This is a genomic window from Halomonas sp. KM072, assembly GCF_050710315.1.
Taxonomy (GTDB): Bacteria; Pseudomonadota; Gammaproteobacteria; order Pseudomonadales; family Halomonadaceae; genus Vreelandella; species Vreelandella hamiltonii.
In genome coordinates, this window is sequence record NZ_CP136132.1 from 2,291,517 (window position 1) to 2,315,131 (window position 23,615).

Annotated in this window: 3 protein-coding genes; all 3 read right to left on the reverse strand. The window is 56.9% G+C overall.

Annotated elements, in window-relative coordinates; translation table 11 throughout:
* Nucleotides 1-34 precede the first annotated feature (34 nt).
* The 3 genes from RVM26_RS10945 to RVM26_RS10955 are packed head-to-tail and all read right to left on the reverse strand — an operon-like array spanning nt 35 to nt 23,605.
* The gene (locus RVM26_RS10945) at nt 35-13,861 is read right to left on the reverse strand and encodes a non-ribosomal peptide synthetase (protein ID WP_498938602.1); all 13,827 of its coding nucleotides are present in this window, start codon (nt 13,859-13,861) and stop codon (nt 35-37) included.
* Nucleotides 13,858-20,370, reverse strand: a complete 6,513-nt coding sequence (locus RVM26_RS10950; RefSeq protein WP_172415974.1) for a non-ribosomal peptide synthetase — start codon at nt 20,368-20,370, stop codon at nt 13,858-13,860. Before RVM26_RS10950 ends, RVM26_RS10945 begins: the two co-directional genes overlap by 4 nt.
* Before the next feature lie 58 nt (nt 20,371-20,428).
* Nucleotides 20,429-23,605 (reverse strand): non-ribosomal peptide synthetase, encoded by a 3,177-nt coding sequence (locus tag RVM26_RS10955; RefSeq protein WP_498938604.1) that lies wholly within the window; start codon nt 23,603-23,605, stop codon nt 20,429-20,431.
* Nucleotides 23,606-23,615 lie beyond the last annotated feature (10 nt).

Here is a 23,615-nt window from a genome sequence, read left to right on the forward strand (position 1 = left end):
TTATTCTATAGGCAAGAGGTCATAAAACCTTTACTCAAGCTGGCACCTGCTCACCGATATACCGATGAGCACTTGCTTCCAGTAGCTCCTCCACCTGAGATATCAGATCCTCATCCCCAACAATTGAGAAGTGGTCATGGGGAGTTTCAATTGAGGTTCTCGGGATTCGATTTAACTGGTTCGCTAACGCCTGTCGCTCTTCCCAACCTCTTTTCGATTCCCACCAGCAGTCCACGTCACAGTCCAATGCAGGCAAGGCATCAAGCTGTAGTGAAAGGTACTTCAAATGCCGCGCCACGCAGAATATTCTAGCAAGCTCCTCGCTACCCAATGTTGCGTAACCCTCACGACCATATGCATCGAATGACGCCATTAGCTTCGACAGCTTAAGGGCAACCTCCTCCTCACTCGGTTCCTCCTTGCTCTCCTCCTTACCATCCCGAGCTTCAAGCGAAACACTTGGCAATATAACCGATGCAAAGTTTGCAAAATCTCGCTGCCAGCTATCCTCGCTATGCAGACCACCGCCAGGTACATAGGGATCTATCAAAGCCAGTTGGCTCACGTCTTGCCCCACCCCTTCAAGACGTGCCGCGATCATCGCGGCCAATGCTCCACCAAGAGACCATCCCAATAGCCGATAGGGCCCCACGGGTTGTATGCGGCGTATCGTCTCCACATAGTCATCAGCCATTGTTTCAAGTGATGAATCTCGATGCTGTGGGTCGGTCAACATTCGGCAAGACAGACCGTAAACCGTGCATACTCCCTGCAAGCGCCGAGCCAACGGTTGATAGTCAAAAACCGTTCCCATCACGGCATGAATGCAGAATAGCGGCGGCTGAGTGCGACACTCGCCATTGAGCATGAGAGCCCCTTTGGGCAGAACCTCAGTGTGATTCCTCACTTCCAGCAGATCAGCAATGGTCGGCTTCTGCATCAGGTCGAATAGCTTGAAGTCGAGTTTAGGTTCCCGCAGCGCTTGCACATGGTTCATTACTTTTAGGCTTAGCAAAGAATCACCACCTAATTCGAAGAAATTATCAGTTTCGCCGACCCGCTCAATGCCCAGCACTTGCTGCCAAATCTCAGCGAGTTGGTGTGCCTCTGGTGTGGAAGGTGTCACGTAATCCCGGGGCTCTCCTGGATGAGGCTCAGGCAATGCTTTGCGCTCCACCTTACCGTTGGCATTCAGCGGCAGTGTGTCGAGCATGATCACGACACCCGGCACCATATAGTCTGGCAACTGTTGGCCCAGTCGATCATGTAATTTACTCGTGTCGAGTTCACTGTCGGCCTGGGGAACCACATAGGCCACCAACCTGGCGCCATTGGGGCCTTCTTGGGCGACCACCACCGCCTCGCGAATCTCCGGCTGAGCGAGCAGTTCGGCTTCGATCTCGCCCAGTTCGATCCGCAGACCGCGGATTTTTACTTGGTGGTCGAGGCGGCCCAGGTACTCGAGCTGACCATCCTCCCGCCAGCGCACCAGGTCACCGGTACGGTAGAGGCGTTCACCCTCTTTGAACGGATCGGCGATAAAGCGCTCCGCCGTCAGACCGCTGCGATTGAGATATCCACGGGCCAGGCTTACCCCGCCGAGATAGAGCTCTCCCGCAACGCCCTGTGGTACTAGGTTCAGCTCACCATCCAAGACGTAGGTGCGGGTATCGCTAATGGGTCGCCCAATAGGGATCTGGCGGTGATCGTCATCACGGCACCACCAGTGCGTGACATGAATGGTGGTTTCGGTGGGGCCATAAAGATCGTGAAGGTTAGCCCCATCGAGACACTCCGCCACGTCCTTCTGCAGCGAGGCGGGAACAGCCTCGCCACCGCACATGATATGTTTGAGACGCGTCTTGGCCTTGACGTCGGGATAGGCCAGGAAGGCTTTGAGCATTGAAGGCACGAAGTTGAGCGTGGTGACGCCGTGCCGCTGGATCAGCTCGATGATGCGTTCTGGATCTCGATGGTCGCCTGGCTGGGCGATCACCAAACGTGCCCCGACACTCAGCGGCCAGAAAATTTCCCATACCGACACATCGAAACCAAACGGCGCCTTGTGCAGTACGGCATCGGTCTCGGTGAGCCGGTAGGTCTCCTGCATCCAGACCATGCAGTTGATCAAGGCCTCATGGCGGATGGCGGCGCCCTTGGGCCGACCGGTGGAGCCGGAGGTATAAATCACATAGGCAAGATGCTCGCCGTGCAGCGCCACAGCTGGATTGGTAGAAACTTGATGCGCAACGTCCAACCGATCCAGTTCGATAACGCTTAGACTCTCAGCCACCGGCAATGAATCGCGCAAGTGGTGCTGAGTCAGCAGCAGCTCGATGCCACTATCGTCGGCGATGAAGGCCAGCCGCTCAGAGGGATACTCCGGATCCAGCGGTACATAGGCGCCGCCGGCCTTGAGAATCGCCAGTAACCCCACCACCATCTCCATGGAACGCTCCATGGCAATGCCCACTCGGGTCTCGGGTTGTACGCCTAGGCCAATCAAATAGTGGGCCAGCTGGTTGGCACGGGTATTGAGTTCGGCATAGCTGAGCGACTGATCGTCGAAGATGAGGGCCGTGAACTCTGGGGTTGCTTCCGCCTGTCGCTCTATCAACTGATGCACTGGAGAAGTGTCAGAACAGTGCTGAGCATTTTCTCCCCACTCGCTCAACAACTGTCGCTCACCCTTTCCAAGCAGGCTGATCTCACTGATCGCTTGGCGTGGTACCGTTTGCAGACTTTCCACGATGCCTGTCACGGCCGAGCACATGTAATCACATAGGCGCTGGGCGCCGATTGTACGGCTCACTTGCCCTACTAGTTGGAAGCCTTCTCCCGAATCATCTACCGCCATACCAATGGGGTAGTTGGTACGCTCCTGGCCGCTCAGCACTTCTATCCCTTCCCAGGTGTGGGTGGGCGTTCCTTCTTCCTGGAGAGCGCTGTAACGGTAGTTCAGCATGCTCGTGAATAGCGGCGATCCTCCAGACAACCCGCTGCATCGCTGAGCCAGTCCGAGGCTGGCATGCTCGTGATGCATGAGCTCAGAAAGGGCCTCGTGGGTTTGTCGCAAAGACTGCTCGATACCTTGAGTACCCGTTTTGATGCGCACCGGCAAGGTGTTGATAAACATCCCCAGCGCCCGCTCGGCACCTGCGATGCCCTGCATGCGGCCGAACAGCACGGTGCCAAATACCACATCGTCGCGACCCGTGGTCTTACTCAGTACCAAGGCCCAGGCCAGATGGAACAGGCTGGCCGTACTCACTCCGTAGCGCTGGGCCTGTTGCCGCACCTGCTGGGCTAGATCCGCAGTCAAAGGAACGCGCACTTCTTCGATATCGCGGCCATCGCCACGTACCTCCAGCAGCCCAAAGGGGGCGGTGGGCTCTTCGATATCCCCCAACTGCTCGCGGAAGAAGGCTTCATGTTGGTCTGAGTTTACCCCTATCCGAGCCTGCGCCACGAAGTTCCGGAATGGAATCGGCTTGGGTAGTTCGTCCTCGCGTCCTTGCTGGATCAGGGCTATTTCTTCCACCAGTAGCTCAAGGGTGGTGTGATCCAGGACGAGGTGGTGGCTGGGTAGCTGCAGCAGCCAGCGACCTAGTTCGCCATCATGGGCAGCCACTGCTCGCAGCATGGGGGCCCGGCGAACATCGAGGCGGTGGTGCTCAGGATCCACCTCGGCATTCAGTTGTTCGGCGACGCTCTGTGATGGGGCACCATCCAAGTCCAGCCACTCGAGCACCAATTCTGCATGCCTGCAGACCACCTGCACCGGTTCGCGAAGCCCTTCCCAGAGCACGGCGGTACGTAGAATATCGTGACGGGCGATCAGCTGGTTAAAACCGGCAATAAAGGCTTCCAGCCTCTCGCGACTATCGAAGCCCAGCAGTCGTGGCGTTACATAGGTATCACCCTCTTCTTGCAGCCGATGGTGGAAGAGAATGCCCTCCTGCAGTGGTGCCAGGGGGTAGATGTCCTGAATATTGCTGACACCACCGGGCACAGCGGCTTCGATCTCACGAAGTTCTTCGGCATTGAGCTCGATTAGCGTCAACATCTCGGGCTGGAGAGCCTGACAATAGTGAGGAATCAGATTGGGTGGGATGGTGATCTCAGTATGCTCGGGTGCCTGCGTCAACGCTTGAGCAAAGGCCGCCAGCTCTGGACATTGGAACAGCGTGCGCACCTCTGCCGTCAGTCCTCGATGCCGCATTTGCTCCAAAACTTTCAGAGCCAATAACGAATGGCCCCCCAGCTCGAAGAAGTTGTCGTGGCGGCCCACCCTTTCGACGCCCAGTATTTCTGACCAGATGTCTGCCAGCGCTTCTTCCACCGCACTCTGTGGAGGCGCGTACTGCGAGCCACTGGCCAACTCCGGCTCGGGCAGGGCCTTGCGATCCACTTTGCCGTTGGCATTCAGCGGCAATGCCTCGAGGGCGACCACGATGCCCGGTACCATATACTCCGGTAGCTTTTGTCCCAGCGTTTCACGTAGTGAGCTGGTGTCGAGTTCACTGTCGGCTTGGGGAACCACATAAGCGACCAGCCTCGAACCGCCGGGGCTTTCCTGGGCGGCCACCACCGCCTCGCGAACCTCCGGCTGAGATAATAGCTCGGCTTCGATCTCGCCTAGTTCGATACGCAAGCCACGTATCTTCACCTGGTGATCAAGGCGGCCCAGGTACTCGAGCTGGCCGTCCTCCCGCCAGCGCACCAGATCGCCGGTGCGGTAGAGGCGTTCGCCCTGCGCAAACGGATCAGCGACAAAACGTTCTGCGGTAAGGTCAGGCCGGTGCAGATAGCCCCGTGCCAAACCAATACCTCCGAGATAGAGTTCACCTGCGACTCCGGGCGGCGCCAAGTTAAGATCGCCATCCAATACGTAAGTGCGGATACCGGCGATCGGTTGGCCGATCGCTACCTGGTTGCGTCCATCGTCTTGGCAAGTCCAGTGGGCAACATCAATGGCCGCTTCGGTGGGGCCATAGAGGTTGTAGAGTGCCACTTGAGGTAAGCGGGCAAATACCTGATTCTGCAACTCTGCCGGTAGCGCTTCGCCGCTACACACCATGCGTGTCAGGCTGGTGCAGGCTTCTACCTCTCCATGCGCCAAGAAGGCCTGCAGCATTGAAGGTACAAAGTGCAGTGTAGTGATGTCATGGGTACGGATTAGCTCGACCAATTGTGACGGTTCGCGATGGGCTCCCGGCGGCGCCATCACCAGGCGCCCCCCCTGCATCAGCGGCCAGAAGAACTCCCACACCGAGACATCGAAGCTGAAGGGCGTCTTCTGCAGCACCGCATCGTCAGCCGTTAGGCCATAGGCATCCTGCATCCACCGTAAGCGATTAGTCAGTGCATGGTGACGGTTGGCCACTCCTTTGGGTCGCCCGGTGGAACCCGAGGTGTAAATCACGTAGGCGAGGTGCTCACCATGCAGGGCTACTCCGGGATTATTCGAGGCATAGTGCGCTACTTCTAGACGATCCAGCTCGATAACGCTCAGACTCTCAGCTATCGGCAACGTATCGCGAAGATGCTGCTGGGTGAGAAGCAACTCGATGCCGCTGTCTTCGACCATATAGGCCAGCCGCTCGGAGGGGTAATCCGGATCCAGTGGCACATAGGCGCCACCCGCCTTGAGAATCGCTAGTAGACCCACCACCATCTCGATGGAGCGTTCCATGGCGACACCCACCTGGGTTTCGGGCCTTACACCTAGGCCAATAAGATAATGAGCCAAGCGGTTGGCGCGGGTGTTGAGTTCGGCGTAGCTAAGTGACTGATCTTCGAATACTACTGCCGTGACCTCGGAAGTTGCCAAAGCCTGCTGCTCAATCAGATAATGGACTGGAGAAGTGTCAGAATACTGTTGCTTATCCTCTCCCCACTCTCTCAACAACTGCTGCTCGTCTGTTCTGAGTAGGCTGATCTCACTTAATGATTGTTGAGATGCAGCTTGCAGACTTTCTACGATGCCTGCAATTGCTGTACTCAGATAGTCACACAGCCGCTGAGCACCGACTATACGGCTCACCTGCCCTACCAACTGAAAGCCGTTACCTAGATCGTCCACCGACATCGTGATCGGGTAGTTGGTGCGCTCCTGACTATCCAGCAAAATCATGCCCGAGCTAGGCTGAGAGTCTTCATCCTTTGTCGGGCTATAGCGGTAGTTAAATAGAGTTGTGAACAGCGGTGTTCTTCCAGGCAGACCGCTGCAGCGTTGCGCCAGGGCGAGGCTCGCATGCTCGTGTTGCAACAGCGCAGACAGGGCCTCGTGGGCCTGGCGTAGGGAGTTCTCGATGCCTTGGGAACCCGTCTTAATACGTATGGGCAGCGTATTGATAAACATCCCCAAAGCCCGTTCGGCACCCTCGGCGCCTTGCATGCGCCCGAATAACAGGGTGCCAAACACCACATCGTCCCGCCCAGTGGTTTTGCTCAGCACCAACGCCCAGGCCAAATGGAACAGGCTAGCCGTGCTCACACCATAACGCTGTGACTGTTGCCTCACCTGCTGGGCCAGCTCCACTGGCAAAGGAAGGCGAACTTCCTCTATCTCACTGCCATCGCCGCGAACGTCTAACAGACCGAAGGGCGCGGTAGGTTCTTCAACATCGCCCAACCGCTCGCGGAAGAAGGCCTCATGCTCTTTCTGGCTTACCCCTAGTCGGGTCTGGGCAACGAAATTGCGGAATGGGAGCGGTTGGGGTAATTCATCTTCGCGGTCTTGCTGGATCAGGGTAATCTCTTCCACTAGTAGCTCAAGGGTAGTGTGATCCATCACCAAGTGATGACCAGGCAACTGCATTAGCCATCGATCCTGTCTAACATCGTACGCAGCCAGCGCCCGAAGCATCGGCGCTCGCCGCACATCAAGGCGATGATGCTCAGGATCCACTTTCGCATTCAGTTGTTCGGCAACGCTTTGTGATGAGGCGCCATCCACGTTTAGCCATTCGAGGGCTAATTCGGCATGCCGGTATACCACCTGTACCGGCTCGCGCAGGTTTTCCCACAACACCGCTGTACGTAAAATATCATGACGGGCAATCAGCTTATTGAAACAGGCTATAAAGGCTCCCAGTCGTTCTCGGCTGTCGAAGCCAAGCAGACGCGGGGTGACATAGGCATCGCCTTCTTCCTGCAGCCTATGGTGGAAGAGAATGCCCTCCTGCAGTGGTGCCAACGGATAAACATCCTGAATATTGCTAGTACCGCCGGGCACTGCCGCTTCGATGGCGCTGATCTCTTCGTCATCGAGTTCAATTAAGGGCAGCATCTCAGGCTGGAGAGCCTGACAATCTTGAGGGATCCGGTTGGGCGGGATGATTACCTCCTGCCGCTCTGATGTCTGCGTCAGTGCCTGGGCAAAGGTCGCCAATTCCGGGTATTGGAACAGCGTGCGTACCTGCGCCGTTAGTCCCCGATGCCGCATTTTCTCCAGCACTTTTAGAGCTAGCAGCGAATGCCCCCCCAGCTCAAAGAAGTTGTCATGACGGCCCACACATTTGACACCAATCACCTCTGACCAGACTTCCGCCATCGCTTCTTCCACTTCGCCCTGGGGCGGCTCATACTGCGAGCCACTGGCCAAATCCGGCACGGGCAGGGCCTTACGGTCTACCTTGCCATTGGCATTCAACGGAAGCGACTCCAATGGGATCACAACGCTCGGCACCATATAGTCCGGCAGTCGTTGCCCCAGCGCCTCACGTAGTGGGCTAGTGTCGAGCTTGATGTTAGCCTGGGGAACCACATAAGCGACTAACCTAGAGCCGCTAGAACCTTCCTGAGCTACCACTACCGCTTCGCGAACCTCTGGCTGGGATAATAGCTCGGCTTCGATCTCCCCCAGTTCGATACGTAGGCCACGTATTTTTACTTGATGGTCGAGGCGCCCCAGGTACTCGAGCTGGCCATCCTCCCGCCACCGCACCAGATCGCCGGTGCGGTAGAGGCGCTCGCCCTCTGTGAACGGATCAGCGATAAAGCGCTCCGCCGTAAGATCACTGCGATTGAGATAGCCACGGGCCAGACTGATCCCACCCAGGTATAACTCTCCAGCCACACCCGGTGGCGCCAGGTTGAGCTCACCATCCAAGACGTAGGTGCGGGTACCGCTAATAGGCCGCCCAATGGGGATCTGGCGATGAGCGTCATCACGACACCACCAGTGAGTGACATGAATGGTGGTTTCAGTGGGGCCATAGAGGTCATGCAGGTGGGCGCCGTCGAGGCACTCAGCTACGTCCTGCTGTAGAGTGGCGGGAACGGCTTCGCCACCGCACATGATATGCTTGAGCCGCGTCTTGGCCTTGACATCAGGATAGGCCAGGAAGGCCTTGAGCATAGAGGGCACGAAATTAAGCGTGGTGACTCCGTGCCGCTGAATCAGCTCAATGATGCGTTCTGGATCCCGGTGGTCGCCTGGTTGGGCGATCACCAAGCGTGCCCCAACACTCAGCGGCCAGAAAATCTCCCATACCGACACGTCGAACCCGAACGGCGCCTTGTGCAGTACTGCATCGGTATCGGTGAGTTGGTAGGTCTCCTGCATCCAGACCATGCAGTTGGTCAAGGCATCATGGCGAATGGCAGCGCCCTTGGGCCGCCCGGTGGATCCCGAGGTGTAAATCACGTAGGCGAGGTGCTCACCGTGCAGCGCCACCGCTGGATTGGTAGAGGTGTGATGTGCCACGTCCAGCCGATCCAACTCGATAACGCTAAGTCCATCCGCTACCGGCAATGACTCGTGCAAGTGGTGCTGAGTCAGCAGCAGCTCGATGCCACTATCTTCGGCGATGAACGCCAGCCGCTCTGAAGGATACTCGGGATCCAGCGGCACATAGGCGCCCCCCGACTTGAGAATCGCCAAGAGGCCCACCACCATATCGATGGAGCGCTCCATGGCGATGCCCACCCGGGTCTCCGGTTTTACACCAAGACCGATCAAATAGTGGGACAGACGATTGGCACGAGTATTGAATTCGGCGTAGCTGAGTGACTGCTCCTCAAATACTAATGCAGTAGCCTCGGGCGTTACCTCGGCCTGGCGCTCGATCAATTGATGGATTGACTGAGTATCGGGATGCCGGTGGGAATTCACTCCCCACTCGCTTAATAAACGCCGTTCTTCTTCTCCTAGTAGGCTGAACTCACTTATCGCTTGTTGCGGTGCCGTTTGCAGGCTTTCCACCATGCTGGCTACAGCGGCTTGCATGTAATTACATAACCTTCGTGCACCAATCGTGCGACTCACCTGCCCTACTAGCTGGAAGCCTTCTCCCAGATCATCTACCGCCATACCAATCGGGTAGTTGGTACGCTCCTGGCCGCCTATTACTTCCACCCCCTCCCAAATATGAGCGGAACTACCTTCGTGCTTCGGTGCACTATAGCGATAGTTAAGTAAACTGGTGAAGAGTGGCATGCCACTAGTTAGTCCACTACAGCGCTGCGCAAGACCAAGGCTAGCGTGTTCGTGATGCAGCAGCGCTGATAGGGACTCGTGGGTTTGTCGTAAGGACTGCTCGATACCTTGGGCCATTTTGATACGCACCGGAAGCGTATTGATAAACAACCCTAGTGCCCGCTCAGCGCCCTCAGTACCCTGCATACGGCCGAACAGCACTGTGCCAAATACCACGTCGTCCCGCCCGGTGGTTTTGCTTAGCACCAACGCCCAGGCCAAGTGGAACAGGCTGGCCGTGCTGACACCATGGCGCTGCGCCTGCTGCCGCACCTGCTGGGCTAGTTCCGCAGCCAAAGGAACGCGTACTTCTTCGATATCGCTGCCATCGCCACGAATGTCTAGTAGCCCGAAGGGCGCTGTCGGTTCTTCAACATCGCCCAACCGCTCTCTAAAGAAGGCTTCGTGCTCTTCCAGACTTACCCCCAGACGCGCCTGCGCTACGAAGTTGCGGAATGGGATCGGCTTGGGCAGTGCGTCCTCGCGGCCTTGCTGGATCAGGGCTATTTCTTCCACCAGTCGCTCGAGGGTGGTGTGATCCATGACGAGGTGATGGCTAGGTAGTTGCAACAGCCAGCGGTTTTGCTCAGCATCGTAGGCAGTCACCGCCCGTAGCATCGGCGCTCGGCGCACATCGAGGCGATGGCGCTCAGGATCCACCTCTGCATTCAGCCGTTCGGCAACACTTTGTGATGGGATACCATCCACGCTTAGCCATTCGAGGGCTAATTCAGCATGCCGGTAAACCACCTGAACCGACTCACGCAGGTTTTCCCAAAGCACAGCAGTGCGCAGGATATCGTGACGGGCAATCAGCTGATTAAAACCGGCTATAAAGGCTTCCAGCCGTTCTCGGCTGTCGAAGCCAAGCAGACGTGGAGTGACATAGGCATCACCCTCTTCCTGTAGCCGGTGGTGGAATAGAATACCCTCCTGTAACGGTGCTAGCGGGTAGATATCCTGGATATTGCTGGCCCCACCCGGCACGGCCGTTTCGATGGCGCTGATCTCTTCAGCATTGAGCTCGATGAGTGTCAACATCTCAGGTTGGAGAGTCTGACAATCGTGAGGGATCAGATTGGGCGGGATATTGATTTCCTGCTGTCCTGATGTCTGCGTCAATGCCCGGGCGAAGGCCGCCAGTTCCGGGCACTGGAACAGCGTGCGCACCTGCGCCGTCAAGCCCCGGTGCCGCATTTGCTCCAGCACTTTTAGAGCCAGAAGCGAATGCCCCCCCAGCTCAAAGAAGTTGTCATGACGGCCCACACGTTCGACGCCAATTACCTCTGACCAGATTCCCGCCAGCGCTTTTTCCACCTCTCCCTGGGGCGGCTCATAGTGCGTGTTACTGGCCAAGTCCGGCTTGGGCAGGGCCTTGCGATCCACCTTGCCGTTGGCATTCAGCGGCAGTGCTTCGAGCATGACCACGACGCCCGGCACCATATAGTCTGGCAGTCGTTGCCCCAGCACCTCACGTAGTGAGGTGCTATCGAGTTCACTGCCAGCCTGGGGAACCACATAGGCCACCAGTCTCGAACCAGTGGAGTCTTCTTGCGCTACCACTACCGCCTCGTGGACTGTCGGCTGAGAGAGTAGTTCGGCTTCGATCTCACCTAGCTCAATACGTAGGCCGTGGATCTTAACCTGGTGATCGAGGCGGCCCAGGTACTCAAGCTGGCCATCCTCCCGCCAGCGCACTAGATCGCCGGTACGGTAGAGGCGTTCTCCCTGCGCAAACGGATCAGCGATAAAACGTTCTGCTGTAAGGTCGGTACGATTCAAATAGCCCCTCGCTAGACCAGCGCCGCCCAGGTAAAGCTCACCTGCTATGCCGACCGGTACAAGATTCAGATCGGCATCCAGCACCAGTGCCTTACGTGCCCCAATTGGCTGGCCGATCGGCACTTGAGGCGACTGCCCCAACCCAGCATCGTCTGACCATAGCGTCGGCGAGATAACGGTTTCGGCCGGACCATAGGCATTGAACAGTCGCTCTGGCTGGCAAATTCGACGAACTCCCTCAAACTCATCTCGCGACCAGGCTTCGCCACCGGCAATGCATAGGCGCACCGGCAAGGAACCTGCCGGCAAGCTTTGATAGAGGTGGCGTAAATAAGCCGGCGGCAGATACAGCACGCTAACGGCATGCTGCCGCACCAGAGTGGCTAGCGTCTCGGTTCCTAGATGGCGTCCTTGTGGTAGCACAAGGGCTGCTCCTGCTAGCAGTGGAAGCAACCACTGTTCCCCAGCGGCGTCAAAACTGATCGAAGCGAACTGAAGTAGCCGGTCTTCGGGCGTCAGTCCATAGCGCGCGCCAATCGCTTGAAGATGCATCGACAGCGGGCCATGACTCACCCCAACGCCCTTGGGCCGCCCAGTGGAGCCCGAAGTGTAGATCAAATAGGCGAGGTGCTCGCCATGCAGCGTCACCTCAGGATTGGTCGAGGTATATTGCGTGACATCCAGCCTATCCAGATCCAGCTCGATAACGCTCAAGTTCTCAGCTACCGGCAACGTATCGCGAAAACGCTGCTGGGTGAGCAGCAACTCGATACCGCTGTCCTCAGCCATATAGGACAGCCGCTCAGCGGGGTAAGCCGGATCCAGCGGCACATAGGCCCCCCCCGCCTTGAGAATAGCCAGCAGCCCCACCACCATTTCGATAGAGCGCTCCACAGCGATGCCCACCCGCGTCTCAGGTTTTACGCCTAGGCCAATCAGGTAGTGAGCCAACTGGTTGGCGCGTGTATTGAGTTCGGCGTAGCTGAGTGACTCATCCTCAAACACTAATGCAGTAGCCTCTGGCGTTACAGCAGCCTGCTGCTCAATCAGTTGATGGGTGGGCTGGGCATTGGGATACCGCTGTGTGTTTACGCCCCATTCCTGTAATTTTAGCTGTTCATCTATATCTAACAGTTCGACATCGCTCAATGCGCGTTCCGGCATCTCTGCCAATGCCTGCAGAATAACCATATAGTGCTGAGCTAGGCGCTCTATGGTGGTTGCCTCAAACAACTCTTCTGCATAAACGAAGCTTGCCTCCAGGCAACCATCCTTGCGCTCGACCACATTGAGCGTCAGTTCGAACTGAGCTTTTCCCTGCTCCAGCGCCCAGGTACTCAGTTCCAGTCCTGGTAGCGTCTGCAGCGATCCATGATCTTGCCGCTGGTGGTTGAACATCACCTGGAACAGCGGCGTGTGGCTCAAGCTACGCTCGGGCTGCAGCGCTTCCACTAATTGCTCGAACGGCAGATCTTGATGCTCTTGTGCCCCCAGAGCTGCACGTTTGCTCTGTTCCAGCGCCTCAGCCAGGCTAAGGCGTCCACATAACATATTGCGCAGTACCTGGGTGTTGACGAAAAGCCCCACCACGCCTTGGGTTTCCGTCCGGTGGCGGTTGGCAATTGGCACGCCGACCCGGATATTTTCCTGCCCCGTATATCGATACAGCAGCGCTTGGAAACCGGTGAGTAACGTCATAAACAGGGTGGCGCCCTTCGCCTGAGCCTGATGACTCAATCCGCTCACCATCGAGCCAGGAAGCATTATTTCGTGGCTTGCTGCTTGATAGTGTCCATCGCTGCGACGTGGGTGATCGGTCGGCAACTGCAGTACCGGGTGTTCGTTGCCAAGTTCCACCTGCCAGTATGCGAGCTGGCGATCTTTCTCGCCCGCTTCCATCCATTGACGCTGCCAGAGTGCATAATCAGCGTACTGTATCGGCAGGGCTGGCGGCTGCCACGTCTCACCCGTTACCCGAGCGGAGTAGTCCGCTGCAAATTCATCGATGATCAACTGCATCGACCAACCATCGGAGACGATGTGGTGCATTACCACTACTAACAGGTACTCCTCTTCAGCTAAACGCAGTATCCCCACGCGCAAAAGTGGCCCCTGCTCCAAATCGAAAGGATCGTTGCAAAGCCGATCAACCTCATTTTCTATTGCCCCTTCTCGTTCAGCCTTCGGCATATGACCTAGGTCGACCTCATGCAATGCGAAGTTGCTATCAGCCTGCACCACCTGCATCAACCCACCCTCGCCATCGTCGCGGAACACCGTCCGCAATGTTTCATGACGAGATATTAAGGCGGAGAAGCTACCCCGCAGTGCTTCAGTATCCAGCGAGCCCTTAAGGGTCAGAGCACCAGTAATATGGTAAGCGCTGCTTTGAGGATCCATGCGCCACAGAAACCACTGGCGAAGTTGGGCATAAGAGGGTGAGCAAGCTGTCTGTTGTGATACAGGACGAGAAAGAATTGGGAACTGGCCAATGCCTAACCCCTGAGTGCGGATCTTGTCGTAAACTGCGCGACGCTGCTCGACAGGTAATCCGGCAAAGCGTTCCGCAATACGACGGGTATCTATGTTACTCATTGAACGGTATCCATGCTGTCGATAAAGGAATCAATATCGGAGAGCGACTGCTCTAAGGAGTGCCCGCTGCTTAGCGTGGCAATACACTCTGCCAGGTCGCGCAGCAGTGGTTTCCTAAACACCTCGGATAGTTGGAGCTCAACTTGCATATCAGCTTGAACGCGTGCCGCCATTTGCATCGCAAGTAGCGAGTGCCCCCCCAACTCGAAGAAATTGTCGTGACGTCCCACTTGATCCATGCCCAACACATCAGACCAGGTTTCCGCCAGGGCTTCTTCCACCTCGCCCTGAGGCGGCTCGTACTGCGTGCTACTGGCCAAATCCGGAGCGGGCAGGGCCTTGCGATCTACCTTGCCGTTAGCATTCAGCGGTAGTGCATCGAGGGTGACCACGACGCCCGGTACCATATAGTCCGGCAGTCGTTGCCCCAGCGCTTCACGTAATGAGCTGGTGTCGAGTTCACTGTCGGCTTGGGGAACCACATAAGCGACTAACCTAGAACCACCGGGGCTTTCTTGGGCGACCACTACTGCTTCGCGAACCTCCGACTGAGAGAGTAGTTCGGCTTCGATCTCGCCAAGCTCGATACGCAGGCCGCGGATCTTCACTTGGTGGTCGAGGCGGCCCAGGTACTCGAGCTGACCATCCTCCCGCCAGCGCACTAGGTCACCGGTGCGGTAGAGGCGTTCGCCCTGCGCAAATGGATCGGCGACAAAACGTTCTGCGGTAAGACCAGAGCGGTGCAGATAGCCCCGCGCCAAGCCCACGCCACCAAGATAGAGTTCACCTGCGACCCCGGGAGGCGCCATGTTGAGATCGCCGTCTAGTACGTAGGTGCGGATACCCGCAATCGGTTGGCCGATGGCTACGTGGTTGCGCCCATCGTCTTGGCACGTCCAGTGGGTAACGTCGATAGCTGCTTCGGTGGGGCCATAGAGGTTGTAGAGCGCCGCGTGAGTTAATCGAGCCAATACTTGGTTCTGCAGTTCAGCCGGTAGCGCCTCTCCGCTGCATACCAGACGCGTCAGGCTGGTACAGGTTTCGATCTCGCCATGAGCCAGGAAGGCCTGCAGCATTGAAGGTACGAAGTGCAGTGTAGTGATGTTATGCCTACGGATTAGCTCGACCAACTGTACCGGTTCACGATGGGCACCTGGTGGCGCCATCACCAGCCGGGCGCCCTGCATCAGCGGCCAGAAGAATTCCCATACTGAAACATCGAAACTGAAGGGGGTTTTCTGTAGCACCGAATCGTCGGTCGCTAAGCCATAGGCGTCCTGCATCCACTGTAGGCGATTGGTAAGGGCATGGTGACGGTTGACCGCGCCCTTGGGCCGCCCGGTGGAGCCCGAGGTGTAAATCACATAGGCGAGATGTTCACCGTGCAGTGCCACCTGAGGGTTGGTGGACGCATAATGCGTCACATCCAACTGATCCAGCTCAATAACGTTCAGGCTCCCCACCACCGGCAAGATGTCGCGCAGGTGCTGTTGGGTAAGCAGCAGCTCGATGCCACTGTCCTCGACCATATAGAACAGCCTCTCGGCGGGGTAATCCGGATCCAGCGGCACATAAGCCCCCCCCGCTTTGAGGATACCCAGCAGCCCCACCACCATTTCGATGGAGCGCTCCATGGCGATACCCACTCGGGTCTCGGGTTTTACGCCAAGTCCGATTAGATAGTGGGCCAAGCGATTGGCGTGGGTATTGAGTTCGGCGTAGCTGAGAGACTGATCTTCAAATACTAGCGCCGTAGCCGCTGGGGTTGCCGCAGCTTGGCGCTCAATCAGCTGATGGACTGGCTGAGCATCGGGATGGTGGGAGTTCACCCCCCACTCGTTTAACAACCGCTGCTCTTCTTTTCCTAGCAGGTTGATCTCGCTTAGTGCTTGCTGCGGTGCTGTTTGCAGGCTTTCCACAATGCCAGCTACAGCAGCTTCCATGTAATCACATAATCTTTGTGCACCAATCGTGCGACTCACCTGCCCTACTAGCTGGAAGCCCTCTCCCAGATCATCTACCGCTATACCGAATGGGTAATTGGTACGCTCCTGGCTACCCAGTATCTCCATTCCTTCCAAGCTATGAGCGGGGCTTCTTTCTTGTTGAGATGCGCTATAACGATAGTTCAGCAAACTGGTAAATAGCGGCGTTCCACCGGGCAACCCGCTGCAGCGCTGCGCAAGGCCAAGGCTGGCATGCTCGTGATGCAACAGGGCAGATAAAGCCTCGTGGGTTTTTCGCAAGGACTGATCGACACCTTGAGCGCCCATTTTGATACGCACAGGGAGCGTATTGATAAACATCCCCAGCGCCCGCTCGGCGCCCTCGGTGCCCTGCATGCGGCCGAACAGCACAGTGCCGAACACCACATCGTCCCGCCCAGTGGTTTTGCTCAATACCAAGGCCCAGGCCAGATGGAACAGGCTAGCCGTGCTCACACCATAGCTCTGGGCCTGTTGCCGCACCTGCCGGGCCAGTTCTGTATCCAGAGGAACGCGAACTTCCTCTATCTCGCTGCCATAGCCGCGAACGTCTAGTAGCCCGAAGGGCGCGGTCGGTTCTTCAATATCGCCCAACTGCTCACGGAAGAAGGCCTCATGCTCCTCCTGGCTTACCCCTAGCCGGGCCTGGGCAACGAAATTGCGGAATGGAAGTGGTTGGGGTAGCTCATCTTCGCGGCCTTGCTGGATCAGGGAAATTTCTTTCACTAATAGCTCAAGGGTAGTGTGATCCATGACGAGGTGGTGGCTAGGTAGCTGCAACAGCCAGCGATTTTGCTCGGCATCATATGCAGCAACTGCCCGTAGCATGGGGGCTCGACGCACATCGATACGATGATGTTCAGGGTTCACCTCGGCATTCAGCCGTTGAGCGACGCAGTGAGAACCATCTCCCTCCACGTCTAGCCATTCGAGGGCTAGTTCGGCATATCGGTAAACCACTTGTACCGGTTCACGACCTCCCTCCCAAAGTACCGCCGTACGTAAAATATCGTGGCGGGCAATGAGCTGGTTAAAACCGATAATAAAGGTTTCCAGCCGTTCTCGGCTGTCGAAGCCAAGCAGACGCGGGGTAACATAGGCATCGCCCTCTTCCTGCAAACGGTGGTGAAAGAGAATGCCCTCCTGCAGTGGTGCCAGCGGGTAAATATCCTGGATATTGCTGGCTCCACCCGGCACTGCCGCTTCGATGGCGCTGATCTCTTCGGCATTGAGTTCGATCAAAGTCAGCATCTCGGGCTGGATTGCCGAGCAGCCATCTGGAATGCGGTTAGGCGGGGTGATCATTTCTTGCTGCTCTGATGCCTGCGTCAATGCCCGGGCAAAGGCCGCCAGTTCCGGGCATTGGAACAGCGTGCGTACCTGCGCCTTCAGTCCTTGATGCCGCATTTGCTCCAACACCTTCAGAGCCAATAATGAATGCCCACCCAACTCAAAGAAATTATCGTGACGCCCTACCTGCTCCACCCCCAACACCTCGCTCCAGACCTTCGCCAAGGCTGCTTCCACCTCGCCTTGCGGTGGCTCATACTGCGAGCTACTGGCTAAATCCGGTTCAGGCAGTGCCTTGCGGTCTACTTTGCCGTTGGCATTCAGCGGCAGTGCATCGAGGGTGACCACTACTCCCGGTACCATATAGTCTGGTAGCCGCTGCCCCAGCACTTCACGTAGTGAGCTGGTGTCAAGTTCACTATCGGCTTGGGGAACCACATAAGCCACCAGCCTCGAACCGCCGGGGCCTTCCTGGGTGACCACCACCGCTTCGCGAACCGCCGGCTGAGCTAATAGCTCGGCTTCGATCTCGCCTAGTTCGATACGTAAGCCACGTATCTTCACCTGATGATCAAGGCGGCCCAGGTACTCGAGCTGGCCATCGTCACGCCAGCGCACCAGGTCACCGGTGCGGTAGAGGCGCTCGCCCTGCGCAAACGGATCAGCGACAAAACGTTCTGCGGTAAGGTCAGACCGGTGCAGATAGCCCCGCGCCAAACCAATACCTCCGAGATAGAGTTCACCTGCGACTCCGGGCGGCGCCAAGTTAAGATCGCTATCCAATACGTAAGTGCGGATACCGGCGATCGGTTGGCCGATAGCTACGTGGTTGCGCCCATCGTCTTGGCAAGTCCAGTGGGTAACATCAATGGCCGCTTCCGTGGGGCCATAGAGGTTGTAGAGTGTCACTTGAGGTAAGCGGACAAATACCTGATTCTGCAGCTCCGCAGGCAGCGCTTCACCGCTGCATACCAAGCGTGTCAGGCTGGTGCAGGCTTCTACCTCGCCATGGGTTAGGAAGGCTTGAAGCATCGATGGTACAAAGTGCAGAGTGGTGATCTTGTGGGTGCGAATCAGCTCAACCAGCTGTGTCGGTTCGCGATGGGCGCCTGGTGGCGCCATCACCAGTCGAGCCCCCTGTATCAGCGGCCAGAAGAACTCCCACACCGACACATCGAAGCTGAATGGCGTTTTCTGTAGCACCGCATCGTCGGCCGTTAATCCATAGGCCTCCTGCATCCACTGTAGGCGATTGGTCAGTGCATGGTGACGGTTGGCGGCGCCCTTGGGGCGCCCGGTGGAACCGGAGGTGTAGATCACATAAGCAAGACTTTCGCCGTGCAGGGCCACGTTCGGATTGGTCGGCGCGTGGTGAGCAACCTCCAACCGATCCAAATCAATGACGTTCAGCCCATCGGCCACCGGCAACGCATCGCAAAGATGCTGCTGGGTTAGCAGTAGCTCGATGCCGCTGTCTTTGACCATATAGGTCAACCGATCACTCGGATAATCTGGATCTAGTGGCACATAAGCACCACCCGCCTTGAGAATAGCCAGCAGCCCTACCACCATCTCAATGGAGCGCTCAACAGCAATACCCACCCGGGTCTCAGGTTTTACGCCTAGACCGATCAGGTAGTGGGCCAACTGGTTGGCGCGGGTATTGAGTTCGGTGTAGTTGAGCGACTGATCTTCGAATACTAGTGCCGTAGCCTCTGGGGTTGCCGCAGCTTGGCGCTCTATCAGGTGATGGATGGGTTCGACCGGACTATCGGTTGCTGCGCGGCTTCCCCAGTCGAGCAGCAATGCTTTTTCCGCGTTGTCAGGTAGTTCGATAGTGGTGAGCTGTGTTTCCGGCTTTTCTAATAGGATTCTCAGTACTTTCTGGTAGTAACCGATTAAACGTTGAATTGTCTGATCATCGAACAGATCCGAATTGAACTCTAGAGCGCCAACCACTTGCTCCTGCTCGATGAAAATATCCAGCGACAGCTCAAACTTTGCACTCGTCTGAGGAAGATCGATCAGTTCGACAGACACATCATCTAACTGAAGCTGCTCCTCATCAGACCTAAACTGGAGACCAAACATAACCTGAAACAGCGGCTGTCGAACGGGATCCCGCTTTACTTTCCGTTGTTCGAGCAAGACCTCCAATGGCATATCAGCATAATTGAGGGATCCCACTGCATCTTTTTTAGCCTGCTGACATACGTCACCCAGCGTCATGGCTGGATTCACTCGTACTCGAAAAGGCAGTGTCGTGATGAAAAAGCCAACGACCTCCTGAAAATCCTCTTGCTGGCGACCTGACGACGGCACACCAATAGCGAAGTCTTGTTGTCCACAGTAGCGGGCCAGCACAACTTGCCAGGCGGCGAAAAGTGGCACGAAAGGAGTAAATCGATTTTGGTGGCAAAAGGTTTTTAGGGAACTGGCTAGGCTGCTATCCAACACGAAACGCTTTGCGGCGCCCCTAAATTCTTGCTGCTTGGGATAGACACGATCCGTAGTGATTTCCAGCGGCGGGACATCGTCACCAAGATGCTCATTCCAATACGTAAGTTCCTTGTCAATCTCGCCCGACGCCACTCTCTTCTGTTGCTGTCGAACGTAGTCGCCATATTGCACGGGCAAGCTTGGAAGCTGCGCATCTTCGTTTTGGCCCAACGCCTGACGATAGGCTTCACTCAGATCGGATTCGATGATCCGGTTAGACCAGGCATCCGAGACAATGTGATGAAGACATACAACTAATACATAGCTGTTTTCCGCCAGCTTGATTAAACGGGCTACCAGCAACGGCGGCGCGCCTAAATCGAAGACATGCTGCGCGATATTCTGGATAGAACGCGCCAGCCTTTCGTCCTGTTCTGGTGCAGCCAGTTCAGAGAGATCTTCTCTACGAATAGAAAAAGGGACGCTAGGGAGCACGGACTGGTGTGGTACACCGTTGCGCTCAAAGAATCGCGTTCTCAATACGCTATGGCGTTGAATCAGCGCTTGAAAAGCACATTCTAAAGCCCTCGCATCCACATTTCCGGTAAACCGGTAAGCACGCGGCTGGTTGTAGGCGGTAAGATCCGGCGAATAACGATGCAGGAACCAAAGCTGCTGCTGAGAATATGACAGAGGCAATGCCTCACCTTCACGAACTGCTTCCGGTACTCCAGTTTGCACTTCCCTGTCATCAATAGGTGCTGCCACATCTTGTGGATGAGCCAATTCCTTCATCGCTAAATCCTCTTCCTGTACCGCGTTACAAATGATGTTACTAGGCAAGTTTGTCTACTCAGTTGCTATCAAGCTCGGCTAGACCGCTCGTGCTGGCCTCAGCACAACTCTCCCGTAGAGCGGCACCCAGCTCAGCGACGGTGGGATGATCGAACACCACACCGGGGGCTATCTCGATCCCGAACTGCTTACGGATGCGGGCCACCAGTTTGATCACCAGCAAGGAGTGCCCACCCAGCTCGAAGAAGTCGTCATCAATGCCTACCTCATCACGACCAAGCAGCTCAGCCATGGCCTGACACAGGTTGGCTTCCACGGCATCCCGGGGCTTCACCAAGGTTTTTCTTTTCGCGGTTTTTTGGGCCAAGGCTTCCAGCGCGAAGGTGTCTACCTTGCCGTTACCTAGGCGAGGGAAATGCTCAACAGAGATAAAACAAGAAGGACGCATGGGCTCAGGCAGTAGCACAGCCAGCTGCTCGCGAAGCTGGGCTTGGCCCTCAACGGACGTTACCTCGGCGTCAGCGATCAGGAACGCCACGAGTTCCTGGGTATCACTGCCCCGACCCATCAGGCGAACCAGGCTCTGTTTAACCCCTGGCTGCGCTCGCAGCATGCTTTCTATTTCCGCCGGTTCGATCCGGAAACCACGCAGCTTGATCTGGTCATCGGCTCGCCCAATAAGGCGTACGCCACCCTCGGGCAGCACGCACGCCAGATCGCCTGTGCGATAGAGCCGTTCACCGGCAATAAAGGGATCTTCGACAAACGCGGAAGCATCGCTATTAAGATAACCCCGCGCCAGTTGGGCGCCGCCCAGATACAGCTCACCCACGGCACCGGTGGGGGTCGCGTGCAAGTTATCGTCAAGCACTCGATAGCGGCAATTCGGTAGCGGCTGGGTTAGTGGCAACGGGCCTGCAATATCTTGGGCCAGCGATGCCGGGTGCACCATAACGCCCACCGTGGCTTCTGTGGGGCCATAGTGGTTGTATAACTGGCACTCGTGTGAGATCCGCGCGATGCTCGAAAGTAAGAAAGGTGAAGGCGCCTCGCCGCCTAGAATCACTGTTTTCGGCAACCGGGGAGCGTCGCACTCCAGCAGGGCCTCCAGGTGGGACGGCACTATCTTGAGTGCATCGATACCGGCCGCCGACATAAAGTGCGCAAAGTGATCGCCATCCTGCATATCGTCAGGTGCGGCGATCACCAGGCGAGCTCCATTGAACAAGGCGCCGAACAGCGCCGTATTGCCCAGGTCGGTGGCCAGCGACCCGGTCAATGCCCAGCGCTGACATACCGATAGCCCCATGGCCTTTGTGGCTCCGGCGACGTAATTGAGCAGTTGGCCATGCTCGATCACCACACCTTTGGGCGTGCCCGTGGAGCCAGAAGTATAGAGAAGGTAAGCCACGTCGCCGAGGTCTGGCTCTGGAAACGACAAGGCACTACCCGCTTCATCCACTTCTTGTGGCAGCCCCACACTGCGGATGCCGGGAAGGGCCAGTGAAGTGGGTTCCGCCTCGGCTTTTTCAGCGCTCACTACTAGTACGGGCTGGGCATCCTCAAGCACCCGCCGTTTACGGGCTTCGGGCCACTCTGGATCAAGCGGCAGGTAGGCGGCACCTGCACGCCATACTGCCAGTAGCAGCACGACCAAATCGGTGGAACGGGGCAAATTAAGCGCTACGTAGTCTCCACGCTTGACACCCTGACCATCCAGCCATCGAGCTATATCATTAACGCGGGCTTCTAGTTGGACGTAACTCAGCGTGCGCCCCTGCTCCTCAATGGCAATGGCATCCGGCGTCAAAGCAGCCCAAGCGGCGGTATGGGCCGCTACGCTACGCTCGCCCACGTCGAGCTCACAGTCCTCGATCGACTGTAATCCCTGCTGTTGTTCAGAAGAAATAAGCGGCACCGAAAATAGCTTTTGCGCTGGGTCGGCTAGACCTGCCTGCAGCAGCGTCTGGTACTGATCCAGCAAGCACTCGGCCACCGCTCGGCTATAGCGTGATGGGTCGGTGTAGAGCGTTGCCACTGACCCCCTCTCACTGCGGCTAATCTGCAAGGCAAGTTCAAACTCTGCCGATGGCCCTGGCAGTTCTCGCAAGCACCACTGCAAACCCGCTGACTTTAACCCACTCACTCCCTCCGAAAATGCGAACCCCGCGACTAGGTGGCGCTTATCGGGCAGCGCATCAATCGACCAATACTCCTGGGCCTGGGTATGCGCCTCTAACTGCTCCGCTAGACGGGCGATCCAACTAGAGAAATCGCTATCAACAATACCTTCAACTAGCACCGGCAGTACCTTGTCGAAGAGACCAAGCGCCCCTTGCATCACCTCGTAATCCTGGCGGCAGTCGTGTTGCCAGCCGCCCAGCACACACTCGTTGCCGCTAATCCTGGCGAGTAGCGCCCACCACGCCGCCTGCAATACTGCCTCTGCGGATACTTGAAGCTCATCTGCTAGGCTATCGATACGCGCTACGAGGTCTGGTTCGAGCTGCAAGGCCACATATTCATGCTCTGCCCGCACGTCATGGCGATGCGCTTGCCTTGCAGGTAAACGGCATGCGCCTGCCTGCTCGGCATGCTGCTGGTGATTTTGCCAATACTCACGGCCTTCTTCGGCATCATCGTCACTTTCGAGGGAAGCGCGCCATTCGATGAATTGGGAATACTGAAGCGCCGACTCATCATCGGCGCCTCCGCTCTGATCGTAAGCATCCGCCAACTCTGAGAACAGCGACTGCAGACTGCCGCGATCCGCCACCAACGCCGAAACGGCCAGTACTAACATCCAGGTTGTTTCGCCAGTTCGCAGCAGCGCTGGACGCAGTAACTCGCCACTCTCGACGGCCATGGGCCGGAGCTTTAATGCCTCGCTATAGTCACGAACACCATTGGCTTTGTCATCGCTGCCGCGTAAGTCCTCATACCGCCACTCAATAGCAGGTAGTTCTTCAAGCGCCTGGTGTCGCAGTCCGCGGTACCCGGCCACGCTCTTCAGAGCTGTCGATAGGGCTTCATGCTGTTGCCTAAGGTCGCTCAGTGCGTGCTCCAACCGCGAGCTATCAAGCGCCCCTTGGATATCGACCACCATGACATTAGCCTGCACCAATGCCGCCTGCTGGGTGTCACTTTCATTAGCTTCCGCAGCCATCAACACTGCGCGCTGCTCAGGGCTAAGCGGCCAATGGGCAAGGTTCTGCTGTTCCGTTATCGCATTCATTTATTGACTC